This is a genomic window from Ectothiorhodospira mobilis, assembly GCF_900114895.1.
Classification (GTDB): Bacteria; Pseudomonadota; Gammaproteobacteria; order Ectothiorhodospirales; family Ectothiorhodospiraceae; genus Ectothiorhodospira; species Ectothiorhodospira mobilis_A.
The window spans coordinates 46,693-65,319 of record NZ_FOUO01000012.1; the positions used below are offsets into that span (position 1 = coordinate 46,693).

The 18,627-nt window shown below is 69.4% G+C and carries 12 protein-coding genes and 1 pseudogene; 7 read left to right on the forward strand and 6 right to left on the reverse strand.

What is annotated here, in order from left to right:
- The first annotated feature begins 89 nt into the window (after positions 1-89).
- The 4 genes from aspS to BM214_RS09540 all read left to right on the forward strand — a co-directional run bounded on the left by aspS (position 90) and on the right by BM214_RS09540 (position 6,662).
- Positions 90-1,874: an aspartate--tRNA ligase gene (aspS, locus tag BM214_RS09525; RefSeq protein ID WP_090486220.1), complete on the forward strand. Its 1,785-nt coding sequence runs from the start codon at positions 90-92 to the stop codon at positions 1,872-1,874.
- 182 nt (positions 1,875-2,056) lie between these two features.
- Positions 2,057-4,948 carry a molybdopterin oxidoreductase family protein gene (locus tag BM214_RS09530; RefSeq protein WP_090486223.1) on the forward strand — a complete coding sequence of 964 codons (2,892 nt, stop codon included), beginning with the start codon at positions 2,057-2,059 and terminating at the stop codon, positions 4,946-4,948.
- 44 nt (positions 4,949-4,992) lie between these two features.
- Positions 4,993-5,688: a 4Fe-4S dicluster domain-containing protein gene (locus BM214_RS09535; protein ID WP_090486226.1), complete on the forward strand. Its 696-nt coding sequence runs from the start codon at positions 4,993-4,995 to the stop codon at positions 5,686-5,688.
- 44 nt (positions 5,689-5,732) lie between these two features.
- Positions 5,733-6,662, forward strand: coding sequence for a dimethyl sulfoxide reductase anchor subunit family protein (locus BM214_RS09540; protein WP_090486228.1), 930 nt, complete (start codon positions 5,733-5,735; stop codon positions 6,660-6,662).
- A gap of 5 nt (positions 6,663-6,667) precedes the next feature.
- Here BM214_RS09540 and rhlB read toward each other — a convergent pair whose 3' ends face one another.
- Positions 6,668-8,131, reverse strand: a complete 1,464-nt coding sequence (gene rhlB / locus BM214_RS09545; protein ID WP_090486231.1) for an ATP-dependent RNA helicase RhlB — start codon at positions 8,129-8,131, stop codon at positions 6,668-6,670.
- A gap of 137 nt (positions 8,132-8,268) precedes the next feature.
- Between rhlB and trxA the strand changes: the two genes are divergently transcribed.
- Entirely contained in the window at positions 8,269-8,595 is a 327-nt protein-coding gene (gene trxA / locus BM214_RS09550) for a thioredoxin TrxA (RefSeq protein ID WP_090486234.1), read from the forward strand.
- A gap of 220 nt (positions 8,596-8,815) precedes the next feature.
- Positions 8,816-10,075: a transcription termination factor Rho gene (gene rho / locus BM214_RS09555; RefSeq protein ID WP_090486236.1), complete on the forward strand. Its 1,260-nt coding sequence runs from the start codon at positions 8,816-8,818 to the stop codon at positions 10,073-10,075.
- A 97-nt stretch (positions 10,076-10,172) separates the two neighbouring features.
- On the opposite strand, the gene BM214_RS09560 is transcribed toward rho, so the two are convergent.
- From BM214_RS09560 to BM214_RS09580, 5 genes and pseudogenes are all read right to left on the reverse strand, one after another.
- Entirely contained in the window at positions 10,173-12,632 is a 2,460-nt protein-coding gene (locus BM214_RS09560) for a glycogen/starch/alpha-glucan phosphorylase (RefSeq protein ID WP_090486270.1), read from the reverse strand.
- 178 nt (positions 12,633-12,810) lie between these two features.
- Complete coding sequence (purD, locus tag BM214_RS09565; RefSeq protein WP_090486243.1) at positions 12,811-14,097, reverse strand: phosphoribosylamine--glycine ligase; 1,287 nt, start codon at positions 14,095-14,097, stop codon at positions 12,811-12,813.
- An 8-nt stretch (positions 14,098-14,105) separates the two neighbouring features.
- Positions 14,106-15,683 carry a bifunctional phosphoribosylaminoimidazolecarboxamide formyltransferase/IMP cyclohydrolase gene (gene purH / locus BM214_RS09570; RefSeq protein ID WP_090486246.1) on the reverse strand — a complete coding sequence of 526 codons (1,578 nt, stop codon included), beginning with the start codon at positions 15,681-15,683 and terminating at the stop codon, positions 14,106-14,108.
- Between the two features lie 316 nt (positions 15,684-15,999).
- Positions 16,000-16,306 (reverse strand): annotated as a pseudogene (locus tag BM214_RS09575) ((2Fe-2S) ferredoxin domain-containing protein).
- Positions 16,307-16,328: 22 nt separating this feature from the next.
- Positions 16,329-17,072, reverse strand: coding sequence for a DUF481 domain-containing protein (locus BM214_RS09580; protein ID WP_090486248.1), 744 nt, complete (start codon positions 17,070-17,072; stop codon positions 16,329-16,331).
- Positions 17,073-17,169: 97 nt separating this feature from the next.
- Between BM214_RS09580 and BM214_RS13020 the strand changes: the two genes are divergently transcribed.
- Positions 17,170-18,435, forward strand: coding sequence for a (Fe-S)-binding protein (locus BM214_RS13020; RefSeq protein WP_090486251.1), 1,266 nt, complete (start codon positions 17,170-17,172; stop codon positions 18,433-18,435).
- Positions 18,436-18,627 lie beyond the last annotated feature (192 nt).

Genomic DNA, 18,627 nt, shown 5'->3' on the forward strand with positions numbered 1-18,627 from the left:
GCAGCCCGCCGAAGCCCCTTGCCAGTGCGCGAACAACCCCCTTACCATTGCCGGTTTTCCCCTCCGAGATGCAATCACCAGGAAAGGCCATGCGCACCCATTACTGCGGTATCGTCGACGAGTCCCTGCTGGATCAGGAAGTGACATTGTGCGGCTGGGTCAACCGGCGCCGCGACCATGGGGGCGTGATCTTCGTGGATCTGCGGGACCGGGAGGGCCTGGTGCAGGTGGTCTTCGACCCGGACCGGGTCGAGGTCTTCACCCGCGCCGAGCGCATCCGCAGCGAATACGTCCTGCGGGTGCGGGGCCGGGTGCGGCGGCGTCCCGAGGGGACGGTGAACCCGGACCTGCGCACCGGCGCCATCGAGGTGCTGGGCCTGGAGCTGGAGGTGCTCAACACCGCCGAGACCCCGCCGTTCCAGCTGGACGAGGACGATGTGGGGGAGGACACCCGCCTGCGTTACCGCTATGTGGATCTGCGCCGTCCCATGATGCAGACCCGGCTGCAGATGCGGGCGCGCATCACCGCCACCCTGCGGCGGTTCCTGGAGGCCAACGGCTTCCTGGACATCGAGACCCCCATGCTCACCAAGGCCACCCCCGAGGGGGCCCGGGACTACCTGGTGCCCAGCCGCACCCATCCCGGCAGCTTCTTCGCCCTGCCGCAGTCGCCGCAGCTGTTCAAGCAGCTGCTGATGATGTCCGGTCTGGACCGCTACTACCAGATCGTGCGCTGCTTCCGCGACGAGGACCTGCGCGCCGACCGCCAGCCGGAATTCACCCAGCTGGACATCGAGACCTCCTTCATGGACGAGGAGGGCATCATGGGGCTCATGGAGCAGATGGTGCGTGAGCTCTTCGCCCAGGTGCTGGAGGTGCCCCTGCACGATCCCTTCCCGCGCATGACCTATGCCGAGGCCATGCACCGCTTCGGTTCCGACAAGCCGGACCTGCGCATCCCCCTGGAGCTGGTGGAGCTCACCGATGTCATGGGCGAGGTGGACTTCAAGGTCTTCTCCGGGCCGGCCAAGGACCCCCACGGCCGGGTGGCCGCCCTGCGGGTGCCCGGCGGCGGGGCCCTCACCCGCAAGGAGATCGAGGACTACACCGGCTTTGTGGGCCGCTACGGCGCCAAGGGCCTGGCCTACATCAAGGTCAACGACCTCAATGCCGGCCGGGAAGGCCTGCAGTCCCCCATCCTCAAGTTCCTGCCCGACACCGTGGTGGTGGAGATCCTGGACCGCAGCGGGGCCGAGGACGGGGACCTGATCTTCTTCGGCGCCGACAAGGCCCGGGTGGTGAACGAGTCCATGGGGGCCCTGCGGGTGAAGCTGGGGCACGACCGCGGGCTGGTGGAGCGGGGCTGGCGGCCCCTGTGGGTGGTGGACTTCCCCATGTTCGAACTGGACGAGAAGGAGGGCCGCTGGGTGGCCCTGCACCATCCCTTCACCGCCCCCCGGGCGGAGCGCCCCGAGGACCTCTCCGGGGATCCGGGGCATCTGGTCTCCCGGGCCTACGACCTGGTGCTCAACGGCACCGAGGTGGGGGGCGGCTCCGTGCGCATCCACACCATGGCCATGCAGCAGCAGGTGTTCGAGCTGTTGGGCATCAAAGAGGCCGAGGCCCGGGAGAAGTTCGGCTTCCTGCTGGACGCCCTGAAGTACGGCTGCCCGCCCCATGGCGGCATCGCCTTCGGCCTGGACCGGCTGGTGATGCTCATGACCGGCGCCCAGTCCATCCGCGACGTCATGGCCTTCCCCAAGACCCAGACCGCCGCCTGCCCGCTGACCCAGGCACCGGCCCCGGTGGAACAGGCCCAACTCAAGGAACTGGGCATCCGCCTGCGACCCGCCCCCGGCGCGCAGAAGGACTGATCCCCGCCCGCCGCCCGCCCCGGTCCGGGGCGGGCGCAGCGCCCCGCCTTCCCCCTTGCGGGTATTTACTTATACCCGAATCAAAAACTTCCCTTTGAGTTGTCCGCCGCCCCCCGGCAGACTGTCCGCAGGACCCTGTGCAGGGGTCCTGTTGATGGCCAACGCATTCACATGGAGCGGGTATGGGGACAATGCCGGACTTCGAGGATCACGCCGCCCAGGAGGTGAAGTACTCCACCTGTTACATGTGCGCCTGCCGCTGCGGCATCAAGGTCACGGTGGAGAACAACCGCATCCGCTACATCCAGGGGAACCCGGATCATCCGGTGAACCGGGGCGTGCTCTGCGCCAAGGGCAACGCCGGCATCATGAAGCAGCAGTCCCCGGCGCGCCTGCGCCAGCCGCTGATGCGCAAGCCGGGCACGGAGCGGGGGGCCGGTGAGTTCGAACCCGTCTCCTGGGACGAGGCCCTGGACATGCTCACCCGGCGCCTGGCCCGCATCCGCGCCAGCGATCCCCGCAAGCTGGCCTTCTTCACCGGCCGCGACCAGATGCAGGCCCTCACCGGGCTCTGGGCCAGCCAGTTCGGCACCATCAACTGGGCCGCCCACGGCGGCTTCTGCTCCGTGAACATGGCGGCGGCGGGGCTCTACACCATGGGCCACGCCTTCTGGGAGTTCGGCGACCCGGACTGGGCCCGCAGCAAGTACTTCATGCTCTGGGGTGTGGCCGAGGACCATGCCTCCAACCCCATCAAGCTGGGCATCGAGCAGCTCAAGCGCCGCGGGGCCAAGTTCGTGGCCGTCAACCCGGTGCGCACCGGCTACCAGGCGGTGGCGGACGAGTGGGTCTCCATCCGCCCCGGCACCGACGGCCTGTTCGCCCTCTCCATGATCCACGTCCTGCTGCGCAACGACCAGTTCGACCGGGACTACCTGCTGCGCTACAGCAACGCCCCCTGGCTGGTGGTGGACACCCCCGGGCAGAAGGGCCACGGCCTGATCCTGCGGGACGAGGCCGGCAAGCCCCTGTGCTGGGACGAGGCCGCCGGGGCCGTGGCCGACGCCTCCCGCACCGACATCCGGCCCGCCCTCTTCGGGGACTACACCGCCCCCGACGGCCGTCCGGTGCGCACGGTCATGACCCTGCTGGCGGAGCGCTACCTGGATCCCGAGTACGCCCCGGAACAGGTCAGCGGGCGCTGCGGCGTGCCGGCGGAGCAGATCGAGCGCCTGGCCCTGGAGATGGCCCACGTGGCCTTCCGCGAGACCATCGAGATCCCCTGCCGCTGGACCGACGCCTATGGCCGTCAGCACGACCGTTTCATCGGCCGGCCCGTGTCCATGCACGCCATGCGGGGCATCTCGGCCCATTCCAACGGCTTCCAGACCTGCCGTGCCATCCACCTGCTGCAGATCCTGCTGGGCACGGTGGATGTCCCCGGCGGCCATCTGGCCAAGGCCCCGTATCCCAAACCCATCCCGCCGGGGATCAAGCCCGCGAGGGAGACGGCCCCCGACACCCCCCTCTCCGGCCCGCCCCTGGGCTTCCCCACGGCCCCGGAGGACCTGGTGATCGACGCCGAGGGCCGCCCCCTGCGCATCGACAAGGCCTATTCCTGGGATGCCCCCATCTCCCCCCACGGCCTCATGCACATGGTCATCACCAACGCGGTGAAGGGGGACCCGTATCCCATCGACACCCTCATCCTCTTCATGGCCAACATGTCCTGGAACTCCACCATGAACACCCGCGGGGTCATGGACATGCTGCGGGAGAAGGGCGAGGACGGGGAGTACAAGATCCCCTTCATCGTGGTCTCCGACGCCTTCCATTCGGAGATGGTCCACCACGCCGACCTGGTGCTGCCGGATACCACCTACCTGGAGCGCCACGACACCATCTCCCTGCTGGACCGGCCCATCTCCGAGCCCCACGCCCCGGCGGACTCCATCCGCCAGCCGGTGCTGGAGGCGGATCGGGACGTGCGTCCCTGGCAGGAGGTGCTGGTGGAACTGGCCGGGCGCCTGGGCTTCCCCGCCTTCACCCGGGAGGACGGCAGCCGCCGCTACAGCTCCTACCAGGACTTCATCATCCACTACGAGAAGGAGCCGGGCATCGGTTTCCTCGCCGGCTGGCGGGGCAAGGATGGGGACCAGCATCTGCGGGGGGAGCCCAACCCGCGCCAGTGGGAGGCCTATGCGGACAACGGCTGCTTCTTCGCCCATCACCTGGAGGATCATCAGAAGTACTACCGCTTCTGCAACCGCGACTATCTGGAACTGGCCCGCCACGCCGGCTGGGTGGGCTCCACCGAGCCCATCGTGCAGCAGCTCTACAGCGAGCCGCTGCAGCGCTTCCGCCTGGCGGGGGAGGGGCTCTACGACGGGCCCTGCCCCAGCAGCCCGGAGCACCGGGAACGCCTCACCCGCTACTTCGATCCCCTGCCCATCTGGTACCCGCCCCTGGAGCACGGGCGCATCGACGAGCAGGCATACCCCTTCCACGCCATCACCCAGCGGCCCATGTTCATGTACCACGCCTGGGACTCGCAGAACGCCTGGCTGCGCCAGATCTGTTCCGCCAACGTCCTCTACATGAACCGCGCCCGGGCCGAGGCCATGGGCATCCCGGATCTCTCCTGGGTCTGGGTGGAGTCCCATCTGGGGCGCATGCGGGTGCAGGTGAAGTGCATCGAGGCGGTGGAGCCGGACACCGTCTGGACCTGGAACGCCATCGGCAAGCAGCCGGGGGCCTGGGGCCTGTCCACCGACGCCGACGAGGGGCGCCGGGGCTTCTTGCTCAACCACCTGATCTCGGAACTGCTGCCCCAGCGGGGGGATGCCCTGGATGGCATGACCAACTCCGACCCCATCACCGGCCAGGCCGCCTGGTACGACCTGCGGGTGCGCATCACCCCCGCCGACCCCGGGGAGGCCGGCACCTGGCCCGAGTTCGAACCCGTGCGCCCCCTCCCCGGGGCGCAGCCATCCCCCGGGGAGGTGCGCTACCACAGCCACCGGCCGGTGCGCCTGGGGCGCAGCCTGTGGGACGTGCTCACGCGGCGGGGCTGATCCGCCCCGAGGATGCGACGGATGCAACATCGAGGAGCCGATTCATGCGACTGGGCCTGGTGATCGACCTGGACACCTGCGTGGGCTGTCATGCCTGCGCGGTGGCCTGCAAGCAGTGGAACACCTCCGGCACCTCCGGACCGCTGACGGACGAGTCCCCCTATGGGCCCGAACCCAGCGGGGTGTGGTTCAACCGCGTGCGCCACTTCGAGGTGGACGACTACCCCCACAACAAGACGGTGAACATGCCCCTGTCGTGCATGCACTGCGAGAACGCCGAGTGCGTCGACGTCTGCCCCACCGGGGCCTCCTACAAGCGGGCCGAGGACGGCATCGTGCTGGTGGACCACGACAAGTGCATGGGCTGCAACCTCTGTGCCTGGGCCTGCCCCTACGGTGCCCGGGAGCTGGATCCGGCGGAAGGGGTGATGAAGAAATGCACCCTGTGCATCGACCGCATCTACGATGCGGCCCTGCCGGAAGCGGAGCGGCAGCCGGCCTGCGTCATCACTTGCCCCGCGCGGGCCCGCTTCTTCGGGGACTTCGATGACCCCGAGTCCACGGTGAGCCGCCTGGTGCGGGAACGGGCCGGCCAGAAGCTCCTGCCGGAACTGGGCTACCGCCCCACCAACACCTACCTGCCGCCGCGCACGGCCCCGCCGGTGCCCACGGACGACGTGCGCCGCGCGCAGCCCGTGACCGGCGTGGAGGCCTGGATCCCCGCCCCGGAACCGCGCTGAGGGCGCGGCATCACCGCCCATTTGCAAGCCGAGACCGAACCGTCATGCATCCAGCGCTCTCCGTCATCCTCTTCACCGTCCTCTCCGGCGCCGGCTACGGCCTGTTCAGCCTGGTGGCCGTGCTGCAGCTCACCGGCGGCTACCCGGCGGCGGCCCCGGGGGAGCCGCTGCTGCAGCTGGTGGTGGCCCTGGTGCTGATCACCCTGGGGCTCGTCTCCTCCAGCCTGCATCTGCACAACCCCAAAAACGCCTGGCGCGCCTTCCTGCGGGTGCACACCTCCTGGCTCTCCCGGGAGGCCCTGCTGGCGGTGGCCTTCTACCCCTTCGCCCTGATCCACCTCTGGGGCACGGCCGCCGGGGTGGGGGGGCTGACCGCCGCCGCGGGCTGGCTGGCGGTGCTGCTGGCCGGGGGCACGGTGTTCTCCACGGGCATGATCTACGCCGGCCTGAAGACCCTGCGCCAGTGGCACACGGCCCTGACCCCGGCCAACTACCTGCTGCTGGGGCTGGCCCTGGGGGCCGTGTTCATGGCGGCGGGACACGTCTTCTCCGGCGGCAGTGACCCGCTCCCGACGGCCCTGGCCCTGGGGGCGCTGGTGGTGGCCGGCCTCATGAAGGGGATCTACTACCTGTGGATCCGCGCCGCCGAGGGTCCCACCCTGAACACCGCCACCGGCTTTACCCGTGCGCCGGTGCGGCTCATGGACCCGGGACACACCGCCGCCACCTTCCTCACCCGGGAGTTCGGTAACGACCCCGGCCGCGAGCGCGTGGAACGGGTGCGCCTGGGGGTCCTGGGGCTGGGCTTCGTGCTCCCGGGGCTGCTGCTGGCCTGGATGCTCCAGGGGGCGGCCCCTGGCTGGGTGTATCCGGCACTGATCTGCGCCCTGGCGGGGATCGGTCTGGAGCGCTGGCTGTTCTTCGCCGAGGCGCGCCACAGCGTGATGCTCTACCACGGCCTGCAGCGCACCTGAGCCGTTCACTCGCCGGAGGAGGGGGGGTGGCCCGGATTATCCTGACGGCGGCGCGGGGCGCGATTGCCGCGCTTGCGCCGAGGGGTCTGATCCGGGCGGGCCTGCTTCGGTTCCGGGTTGCCCGGGCCCCCTTCCTTACCGCCGGTGTTGGCGGTGCCCGGGTTGGCATCACTGGCGGCCCGCCGGCGCCCCCGGCCGCCACGGCCCTTGCCTGCTTCCCGGGGGCCGGGTTTCTTGCCGCGACGCCCGTCCCCGTCCCGGGGCCTGGGCGGACGTTTCGCCGGCGGGGTGAGGTCTTCGGCCAGCACGGATGCATCCGTCATCTGGGAAGGGATCTTGACCCCGATATAGGCCTCGATCTCCGGCAGGTGGAAGGCGGAGTCCTCACAGGCGAAGCTGATGGCATCCCCCTCGGCCCCGGCGCGGCCGGTGCGGCCGATGCGGTGCACATAGTCCTCGCCGGAGGCGGGCAGGTCGAAGTTGAAGACATGAGACACATCGGGGATGTGCAGCCCGCGGGCGGCCACGTCGGTGGCCACCAGGGCGCAAAACCCGCCGTCCTCGAACTGCTGGAGCAGCCGCTCCCGCTTGCGCTGGGGCACGTCCCCCGAGAGCAGGGCCGCCTGGATGCCGTTGGCCTGTAGCCAGGCCGTGACCCGCTCGGCCATGTGCCGGGTGTTGACGAAGACCATGGCCCGTTCCGGCTGCAGCCGGCGCATGAGCCCCAGCAGCAGGGGGATCTTCTGCTCGTTGGCGGGGTAGTAGACCGCCTGGCGCACCCGCTTCGCGGTGACCTGCTCGTCCTCGGTCTGCACCTTCACCGGGTTGTTCATGTGCTCATAGGCCAGTTCCATCACCCGGTAGGACAGGGTGGCGGAGAACAGCATGGACTGGCGCCGGTCCGGGGCCGGGGCGCGGCGCAGCAAAAAGCGCACGTCCTTGATGAAGCCCAGGTCGAACATGCGGTCCGCCTCGTCCAGGACCAGGGTCTGCACCTGGTGCAGGTCGAAGACCCCCTGCTTGTGGTAGTCGATGATGCGCCCCGGGGTGCCGATGAGGAGGTCCACCCCCTCGGAGAGCTGCCGGCGCTGGCGGTCGTAGTCGGTGCCGCCGTAGGCCAGCCCCAGGACGAGTCCGGTGTGCCGCCCCAGCACCTGGGCGTCGCGGTGGATCTGCAGGGCCAGTTCCCGCGTGGGGGCCAGGATCAGGGCCCGGATCTGCTGGGGGCGGCGCTCCTGCGGGGCGGGGTGTTGCAGCAGATGGGTGAAGACGCCGATGAGGAAGGCGGCGGTCTTGCCCGTGCCCGTCTGCGCCTGTCCGGCCACGTCCTGGCCCGCCAGGATGGGGGGCAGGGCCAGGGCCTGGATGGGGGTGCAGCGGCTGAAGCCGGCGTCCGCCAGGCCCTGCTGCACGGCCTCGGGGAGGGGGAAGCGTGAGAAACTGATGTCGGAGAGATGCTGGTCCGTCATGGAGAAGGGGCCTTTGCTCGCGGTATCATGGGCGGGCTTGCAACGGGATGCCGAATCGGCTCCAATGAATCAACCCGCGCGTCGCGGTGCACGCGTCATGCCGATCGCGACGGCTATTCTAACGGAGGTCAAGCGTAGTGAGTGAAAAGATCAGCCACGTATCGGATGCGAGCTTCGAGGACGAGGTCCTCAAGTCGGATCAGCCCGTGCTCGTCGACTACTGGGCCGAGTGGTGCGGTCCCTGCAAGATGATCGCCCCCATCCTGGACGAGATCGCCGAGGAATACGACGGCAAGCTCCGGGTGGCCAAGCTCAACATCGATGAGAATCCCGCCACCCCGCCCAAGTACGGCATCCGCGGCATCCCCACCCTGATGCTCTTCAAGGGGGGTAACGTGGAGGCCACCAAGGTGGGGGCCCTGTCCAAGTCGCAGCTCACGGCCTTCATCGACCAGAACCTCTGATCGCCGCCGCCGGGAGGTCCGGTCCCTGGGGCTGGACGTCCCGGTGACGACATGGTACTGTCACGAAAAAAATATCCTTGCCCGGCCTGCCGTTCTGGCAGAGGCATCTCCTGACCCCGAATCCGTTTGCAATCCGTCGTCCCTTGGGTGCCCCTCTCCGGGCGGACCCCGCGTCCGGCACAGGCCATCCCTACACTCAACCCCCGCCCCCGAAACCCCTATGAACCTCACCGAACTCAAGCGTAAGTCGGCCGCCGAACTGGTGGAGATCGCCCAGTCCATGGACCTGGAGGGGATGGCGCGATCCCGCAAGCAGGACATCATCTTCTCCATCCTCAAGGCCCACGCCAAGGGCGGCGAGGACATCTTCGGCGACGGGGTGCTGGAGATCCTGCAGGACGGTTTCGGGTTCCTGCGGGGGGCCGACAGCTCCTATCTGGCGGGACCGGATGACATCTACGTATCCCCGAGCCAGATCCGCCGCTTCAGCCTGCGCACCGGCGATACCATCTCCGGCAAGATCCGTCCCCCCAAGGAGGGAGAACGCTACTTCGCGCTGCTGAAGGTGGACAAGATCAACTTCGAGGCCCCCGAGGCGGCCAAGAACAAGGTCCTGTTCGAGAACCTCACCCCCCTGCATCCCTCCAGCCGCATGCGCATGGAGCGGGGCAACGGCTCCACCGAGGACATCACCGCCCGGGTCATCGACATCGTCGCCCCCTTCGGCAAGGGCCAGCGCGGCCTCATCGTCTCCCCGCCGAAGGCGGGCAAGACCATGATGCTGCAGAACATCGCCCAGAGCATCACCGCCAACTACCCGGAGTGCTATCTCATCGTGCTGCTCATCGACGAGCGACCCGAGGAGGTGACGGAGATGTCCCGCATGGTGCAGGGGGAGGTGGTCTCCTCCACCTTCGACGAGCCGGCCACGCGCCACGTGCAGGTGGCGGAGATGGTCATCGAGAAGGCCAAGCGCCTGGTGGAGCACCGGCGCGACGTGGTCATCCTGCTGGACTCCATCACCCGCCTGGCCCGGGCCTACAATACCGTGGTGCCTTCTTCCGGCAAGGTGCTCACCGGCGGTGTGGACGCCAATGCCCTGCACCGGCCCAAGCGCTTCTTCGGTGCCGCCCGCAACATCGAGGAGGGGGGCAGCCTCACCATCCTGGCCACGGCCCTGATCGACACCGGTTCCAAGATGGACGAGGTGATCTACGAGGAGTTCAAGGGCACCGGTAACATGGAGGTCCACCTGGACCGGCGCATCAGCGAGAAGCGGATCTATCCCGCCATCAACATCAACCGCTCCGGCACCCGCCGCGAAGAGATGCTCACCGATCCCGAGGAGCTGCAAAAACTCTGGATCCTGCGCAAGTTCCTGCACCCCATGGACGAACTGGAGGCCATGGACTTCCTCCTGGGCCGCCTGTCGTCCACCAAGACGAACAACGAGTTCTTCGACCTGATGAAGCGCAGCTAAAGCCCCGGGGCGGGCCTTCCCGCACCAGGGCCCGGCGCGCCCTTGCCGGCCGCCGCCCTCCCGCTGGAGGCGGCCCGGGTGCGCGGCGCCAGTTCCGTCAGTTCCAGCCCTCCGGCTGCACCCCCCAGACCTTGTCCGCGTACTCCTGCACCGTGCGGTCGATGGAGAAATAGCCCATGCGCGCGGTGTTGAGCAGGGCCATGCGGCTCCAGGCCTGCGGGTCCTGGTAGAGGGCATCCACCCGGTCCTGGGCCTGGATGTAGCTGGCGTAGTCCGCCAGCACCATGAAGGTGTCCTCGGTGAGCAGGTGGTGCACCAGGTCCCGGTAGCGGCCGGGGTCGTCGGGGGAGAAGAAACCATCCCGGATCATGTCCAGGGCCCGGCGCAGCTCGGGATTGGACTCGTAGTAGTCCCCGGGACGGTAGCCCTCGGCCCGCAGCCGGTCCACCTCGTCGGCGTTGAGGCCGAAGATGAAGATGTTCTCCTCCCCCACCGCCTGGCGGATCTCGATGTTGGCCCCGTCCAGGGTGCCGATGGTGATGGCGCCGTTCAGGGCCAGCTTCATGTTGCCGGTGCCCGATGCCTCGGTGCCGGCGGTGGAGATCTGCTCCGAGAGGTCCGCGGCGGGGATGATCAGGGCCGCGCTGCTCACCTCGTAGTTGGGGAAGAAGACCACCTGCTGGCGGTTGTGCACCACGGGGTCGTTGTTGACCACGTCCGCCACGTCGTTGATGAGGTGGATGATCTGCTTGGCGCGCACGTAGGAGGGGGCGGCCTTGCCGGCGAACAGGCTCACCCGCGGGGCCTGGCCCTCGGCGTGGCCGTCGCGGATGCGGTTGTACAGGGTAATGATGTGCAGCACGTTCAGCAGCTGGCGCTTGTACTCGTGGATGCGCTTGATCTGCACGTCCAGCAGGGCCTCCGGCTGGATGCTCAGGCCCAGGCGGCTGCGGATCTCCGCCGCCAGGCGCTCCTTGTTGCGCCGCTTGATGTCGCGAAAGTCCTTGAGGAATTCCGCATCCGTCAGGCAGTCCTCCAGCTGCTTCAGGCGTCCCAGGTCCATGACCCAGTCCGCGCCGATCTGCCGGGTGATGCGCTGCGCCAGCTCCGGGTTGGCCTGGTTCAGCCACACGCGCGGGGTGATGCCGTTGGTGATGCTGACGAAACGGTCCGGCCACAGGCGGTGGAAGTCCCGGAACAGGTTGCGCTTGAGCAGTTCGGTGTGCAGGGCGGCGACGCCGTTGACCTTGTGGCTGCCCACCACCGCCAGATGGGCCATGCGCACCTGGCGGCCGTGGTCCTCGTCGATGATGGAGAGGCGGCGCACGATGTTGTTGTCGCCGGGGAAGTTGTGCCGCACCTCGTTGAGGAAGTGGAAGTTGATGTCGAAGATGATCTGCATGTGCCGCGGCAGCACCCGCTCCATGAGGGCAACCGGCCAGGTCTCCAGGGCCTCGGGCATGAGGGTGTGGTTGGTGTAGGCGAACACCTCGCGGGTGACCTCCCAGGCCCGGTCCCAGGGCACCAGGTGCTGGTCCACCAGCAGGCGCATGAGTTCGGCCACGGCGATGGCGGGATGGGTGTCGTTGAGCTGGATGGCCACCTTGTCCGAAAGGTCGGTGATGGGGTAGCCCAGCTTGATGTGCCGCGCCAGGATGTCCTGCAGGGAGGCGCTGACGAAGAAGTATTCCTGCTTCAGGCGCAGCTCCCGGCCCACGGCGGTGGCGTCGTTGGGGTAGAGGACCATGGAGATGGTCTCGGATTCGATCTTCTCCTGCACCGCCCGGATGTAGTCCCCCTCGTTGAAGTAGTCCAGGTCGAAGTCGCGGGTGGCCTTGGCGGCCCACAGGCGCAGGTTGTTCACGTTCTTGTTGCCGTAGCCGGGAACGGGCAGGTCGTAGGCCATGGCGATGACCTCCTCGCCGTCCTCCCAGTGGTGCCGCACCACACCGTGGTCCCGGTGCTCCACCACGTAGCCGTAGAAGTGCACCGGGTAGATCTTCTCCGGCCTGGGGAACTCCCAGGGATTGCCGTAGCGCAGCCAGTTGTCCGGGTGTTCCACCTGCTCGCCGTGTTCGATGTGCTGGTGGAACATGCCGAACTCGTAGCGGATGCCGTAGCCGTACCCCGGCAGGCACTGGGTGGAGAGGGAATCCAGGATACAGGCCGCCAGGCGCCCCAGGCCGCCGTTGCCCAGGGCCGCGTCCGGCTCCAGGTCGATGATCTCGTGCAGGCTGACCCCCATCTCCTCCAGGGCCTGGCAGCAGGCATCGTAGAACCCCAGGTTCATGAGGTGGTTCACCAGCATGCGGCCGATGAGGTACTCCATGGAGAGGTAGTACACCCGCTTGACCTGTTCCTGGTTGAACAGGCGCTTGGTGTACATGCGCTGCTCGATGATGCGTTCCCGCGCGGCGTAGGCCACCGCCTGCAGCCAGTCCCGGGAGGTGGCGTTGCGCGGATCCTTGCCGACGATATGGACCAGGGCCTCGCGGATGGAACGCTTCAGGCTGTCCTTGTCGCAGGGCAGCGGTTCCAGGTCATTTTCGTGCTCCATGTCCAGCTTCTTCATGGTCTTGAGGGCCTGCTCGGTGGATGGGGGGCCGGGGCGCGGGGCCCCGGGACCGGCCTTTCATTCTTCGGGGTTTGCGGTGCGGTGACAAGCCCCGGGGGGGAAGGGGGGCGCGCGCAGGGGGAGGGCGGGCCTGGGGCAGGCCGCCGGAGGGGCGGGGGCTTTAGCCCCCTTCCCGGGCCACGGCGCGGTGGCCGATGTCGTTGCGGTAAAAGGCGTCCGGCCAGTGGATGCCCCGGGCCAGGGCATAGGCCCGGTCCCGGGCGTCGGCCACCCGCTCCCCCAGGCCCACGGCGCAGAGCACGCGTCCCCCGGCGGTGACCACGTGGCCGTCCTTCAGGGCCGTGCCGGCGTGGAAGACCCGGGCGTCCTCCGTGTCCGCCGCCTCCAGTCCCTGGATCACGTCCCCCTTGCGGTAGTCGCCGGGATAGCCCCCGGCGGCCAGTACCACCCCCAGGGCCGCCCGCGGGTCCCAGTGGGCCTCCACCCGGTCCAGGTGCCCGTCCACGGCGGCCTGCAGCAGGTCCACCAGGTCGGACTGCAGGCGCATGAGGATGGGCTGGGTCTCGGGATCGCCCATGCGGCAGTTGAACTCCAGCACCCGCGGCGTCCCTTCGGCGTCGATCATGAGCCCGGCATAGAGGAAGCCGGTATAGGGATGGCCCTCCTCGGCCATGCCCCGCACCACGGGGCGGATCACCTCGTCCAGGATGCGCCGGTGGATGGCGGGGGTCACCACCGGCGCGGGGGAATAGGCCCCCATGCCGCCGGTGTTGGGGCCCCGGTCGCCGTCATCCCGGGCCTTGTGGTCCTGGGAGGTGGCCATGGGCAGGACGTGCTCGCCGTCCACCATGCAGATGAAACTGGCCTCCTCCCCCTGCAGGAATTCCTCGATCACCACCCGGTGGCCCGCCTCGCCGAAGGCGTTGCCCGCCAGCATGTCCCGTACCGCCGCCTCGGCCTCCTCCAGGGTCTGGGCCAGGATTACCCCCTTGCCCGCGGCCAGGCCGTCGGCCTTGACCACGATGGGGGCCCCCTGCCGGCGCAGGTAGGCCAGGGCCTCGTCCAGGTCCGTGAAGCTGCCGTAGGCGGCGGTGGGGATGCGGTGCCGGGCGAGGAAGTCCTTGGAGAAGGACTTGGAGCCCTCCAGGCGGGCGGCGGCCCGGGTGGGGCCGAAGATGGCCAGCCCCCGGGCCCGGAAGGTGTCCACCACTCCCGCCACCAGGGGGGCCTCCGGGCCCACCACGGTGAGATCCACCCCCCGCTCTTGGGCGAAGGCCGCCAGGGCCTCCACGTCCGTGGCCGGGATGGCCACGTTCTCGCAACCGGGTTCGGTGGCGGTGCCGGCGTTGCCCGGGGCGACGAACACCTGCTCCACCCGGGGCGAGCGGGCCGCCTTCCAGGCCAGGGCGTGTTCGCGTCCGCCGTTGCCGATGATGAGGATCTTCATGGCGGGCCTCAGTGGCGGAAGTGGCGCATGCCGGTGAATACCATGGCCATGTCATGCTCGTCGGCGGCGGCGATGACCTCCTCGTCGCGCATGGAGCCGCCGGGCTGAATGACGGCGGTGATGCCGGCATCGTTGGCGGCGTCGATGCCGTCCCGGAAGGGGAAGAAGGCGTCCGAGGCCATCACCGAACCGGCCACCGGCAGGTTCTCGTCCGCCGCCTTGATGCCGGCGATGCGGGCGGAGTAGACCCGGCTCATCTGTCCGGCTCCCACGCCGATGGTCTGCCCGCCGCGGGCGTAGACGATGGCGTTGGACTTGACGAACTTGGCCACGCGCCAGGCAAAGAGCAGGTCCGCCTCCTCCTGGGGGGTGGGGGTGCGCCGGGTGACGCATTTCAGGTCCGCCTCGGTGATGCGGCCCAGGTCCCGGTCCTGCACCAGCAGGCCGCCGTTGACCCGCTTGTAATCCCAGCCCGGCACGGCCTCCCCGTCCCATTCCCCGCATTCCAGCAGGCGCACGTTGGGCTTCTCTGCCAGCGCCCGGGCGGCCTCGGGCTCCACCCGCGGGGCGATGATCACCTCCACGAACTGGCGCGCGAGGATGGCGCGGGCCGTGGGCCCGTCCAGGGGGCGGTTGAAGGCGATGATGCCGCCGAAGGCGGAGGTGGGGTCCGTCTGGAAGGCCTTGTCATAGGCGGACGCAAGGTCCGGGGCCACCGCCACGCCGCAGGGATTGGCATGCTTGACGATGACACAGGCCGGTTCCACGAACTGCTTGACGCATTCCAGGGCGGCGTCGGTATCGGCGATGTTGTTGAAGGACAGGGCCTTGCCCTGGATCGTGCGTGCCGAGGCCACCCCCGCCTCGGCGGGCCGGGCCTCCCGGTAGAAGGCGGCCTGCTGGTGGGGATTCTCGCCGTAGCGCAGGTCCAGGGCCTTATCGAACTGCAGCGACAGGGTCTGCGGGAAGGCGGTGGCTTCCTCCCCCTGGCGGGCCGTGAGGTAGTTGGCGATGGCGCCGTCGTAGCGGGCGGTGTGGGCAAAGGCCTTGGCCGCCAGTTCGAAGCGCAGGGCCGGCTCCAGGGCGCCGTCCCCCGCCTGCATCCCCTCCAGGACGCGGTCATAGTCGGCCGGATCCACCACCACGGTCACCGCAGCGTGGTTCTTCGCCGCCGCCCGCACCATGGCCGGGCCGCCGATGTCGATGTTCTCGATGGCCTCTTCCAGGGTGCAGCCCGGGCGGGCCACCGTGGCCTGGAAGGGATAGAGGTTCACCACCACCAGGTCGATGGGGGGGATGTCGTGGGTCTCCATGGCCGCGTCGTCCGTCCCGCGCCGGCCCAGGATGCCGCCGTGGATCTTCGGGTGCAGGGTCTTGACGCGGCCGGCCATCATCTCGGGAAAGCCGGTGTGGGCGGAGACCTCGGTCACCTCCAGGCCGGCCTCGCTCAGCATGCGGGCGGTACCGCCGGTGGAGAGGATCTCGACGCCGCGTCCGGCCAGGGCCTGGGCGAAGGGGAGCAGACCGGTCTTGTCCGAGACGCTGATCAGGGCGCGGGTGATGGGGCGGGGGTCGGCTTGGGTCATCTCTTCTCGCGGGTCCGGGGCGGCTGAAAAGCGCGAAAGTATAGCGTCTTTCGCGGCGGCTGCGGTAGGCGGGGCGGAGCCGGCAGGGGCGCGGTACGGGCAAAAAAAAGCGCGGCTTGAGGGGCCGCGCCAAAACCACCAAAGGAGGATGGAGGAGTATACCGATCCGGGGCTCGACGCCCGGAAACAGTATGGTGCGTACTATCCTATGCTGCACTGCACATGTCAACCCCGCCGGTGACTTAGGCCGTATCCCGGGGACGGGAGGCCGGCCCGGGGCGATGGATGGTGCGCTGCGGCAATCCCCGCCCGGGGATCAGATGCGCAGCCGCTCCACCACCCGCCCGTGGACCAGGTGTTCCTGGATGATCTCCTCCAGGTCGTGTTCATCGGCGAAGGTGTACCAGACCCCCTCGGGATAGACCACCGCCACCGGCCCCTCGCCGCAGCGGTCCAGACAGCCGGCGCTGTTGACGCGCACGCCCCCCCGGGCCCGCCAGCCCCAGGGCCTTGACCCGTTCCTTGGCGTAGGTGCGCAGGGCGCTGGCGCCGAAGTCCTCGCAGCAGTTGCCCGTCTCCCGGCGGTTGGTGCAGATGAACAGGTGTCGCTGGTAGTAACTCATGGCCTCGGTCGCGGATGCGGCTTTATCTCCAAAAATCGTAGACCAGGTTCACGGCGGTGATGGTGTCGGTGTGCTCGCGGTCGGCGGGGACTTCGGTGTTGTGCTGCACGGTGTAGGACAGGCGCGTGGAGAAGCGGTCGTTGATGCGCAGCTGCAGGGCGCTCACCGCCTCGATCTCCGTGTTGTCCTCGCCGCTTTGCACCAGCAGGTCCTCGCTGAAGCGGGTGGTGTCGCTCACCTCCAGGGCCAGGGCCGCGGCGCCGCGCAGGATCACCTCCTCCTCGGCGCTCCGGTCCTCCAGTTGGTCCTGGCGCAGGCCGGCGCCCCCCTCCAGGCTCAGCTGCAGCCGCGGCGTGTCCAGCACCTGGCGGCCGTAGCCGGCGGAGAGGGCGCGCTGGTAGTCATAGCCGCTGAAACGGTCCTTCTCCGCCCGCAGGGCCGCGAACAGGTAGGCGCGCTGCGACAGGCGCCGGTCCGACTGGAAGGCCCCCAGGTAGCGTTCCTCCGTGGTCTCGTCATCCTCCGAACCGGTGTGGGCCTCCAATCGCAGGGTGTGGCGCCACTGCTGCGTCTGGTGGCGCAGGCGGGCGCGGGCGTTGAGGCTCTCGGATTCGGTGTTGCCGGTGTTCAGGGTGGCCCCCAGCGCCGCGTCGCCGCTCCAGCCTACATGTTCCGACCACTCCTGGGCCGCCAGCGGGGGCGCCAGCAGGAGGCCGGCGAGGCCGAGGCTGATACAATGCAACGGAGCGATCCGTTTCAGGGACATGCGCTTCCCCCCAGGGAGATGGATTGAGCTGCCAGACACTAACAGAACCGGGTGCCGGACCCGAACGGGCGGCGCCCCCACGAGGCGATGCCGTGCCATGAAACCCTGCCCCGAAAGCCCAGACCCCCGTGCGGTGCTCCAGGACACCGACCTGTGCGTCAAATGCGGCCTGTGTCTGCCCCATTGCCCCACCTACCGGGCCACCCGGGACGAGGGGGACTCGCCCCGCGGGCGCATCACCCTCATGCAGGGCCTCATGGCCGGGCAACTGGAGGATGATGCGGTGGTGCGCCGTCACCTGGACGGCTGCCTGAGCTGCGGCGCGTGCACGGCGGTCTGCCCCTCGCGGGTGCCCTTCGGCCGGCTCATGGACGCGGCCCGGGCGGTGCTCACCCCGCCCCGCAGCCACGGCCGCATCAGCGGCCACCTGCTGCGCCATGCCGGCACCCGCCGCGCCGCGGCCGGGGTGCTGCGGGTGGCCCAGCGCACGGGCATGATGCAGGTGGCCGGTGTGCTCGGCTCCTCCCGGCGCCCCGGCCTGGCCCGGGACGCCCGCCTGCTGCCGCGCCTGGGGCCGGCGCCGCCGCGTCCCGGCGGCCGTGCCGGTGCGGCGGGGCAGGGGGCCGCTGCGGCGCGGACGGTGGCCCTGTTCACCGGCTGCACCGGCGAGAGCCTGGACGCCGCCGCCGTGCGCGCCGCCCTGGCGGTGCTGCAGCGCCTGGGCTGGCGGGTGACGGTGCCCCGGGAGCAGGTGTGCTGCGGCGCCCTGGACCAGCACGCCGGCCGCCCCGGGGCCGCCGCCGACCTGGCCCGGCGCAACCGCCGCGCCTTCGCCGCCAGCGAGGGCCCCATCCTCAGCCTCAACAGCGGCTGCCGCGCCCACCTGCGGGACTACGCCGCCTGCGACGACCAGGGGGCGGACATCGCCGCCCGGGTCACGGGCCTGTGCACGCTGCTGCAGGGGGTGGACCTGGGGCCGCTGCGGCTGCAAGACGACCCGTTGCGGGTGGCCATGCACACCCCCTGCACCCTGCGCCATGTCCTGGGGGAGCACGACGCCCTGGAGGCCCTGCTGCGCCGCCTCCCCGGGGTGGAGGTGCTGCCGCTGCCGGAGAACGAGCTGTGCTGCGGATCCGCCGGGACCCACATGCTGGAGAACCCGGCCATGGCCGACCGCCTCCTGGCCCCCAAGCTGGAGGCCGTGGAGGCCCTGGCGCCGGACGTGCTGGTGACCGCCAACGTGGGCTGCGCCGTGCACTTCGCCGCCGGTCTCAAGGCGCGCCGCTCGAAGGTGCCGGTGCTGGGCCCGGCGGAATTGCTGGCCCAACGCATGGGGGTACAGTCCTTTCCAATCCAGAGATGAGCCTGAAGGGGAGTGATGGGTGAGGCTGTTCAGGCGGCCGGGTTTTGGGCGTTGTTGATGGAACGAAACAGATCCGCCCGGGCCTGGTTGAGCCGCTGGGCGGCCTCATTGTCGCTGATGGCGTAGGCGACTGCATCCAGTTGTTCGAAGGTGATGCCGGGCTTGAGGTAGTGGTCGGCTCCGGGCAGGGAT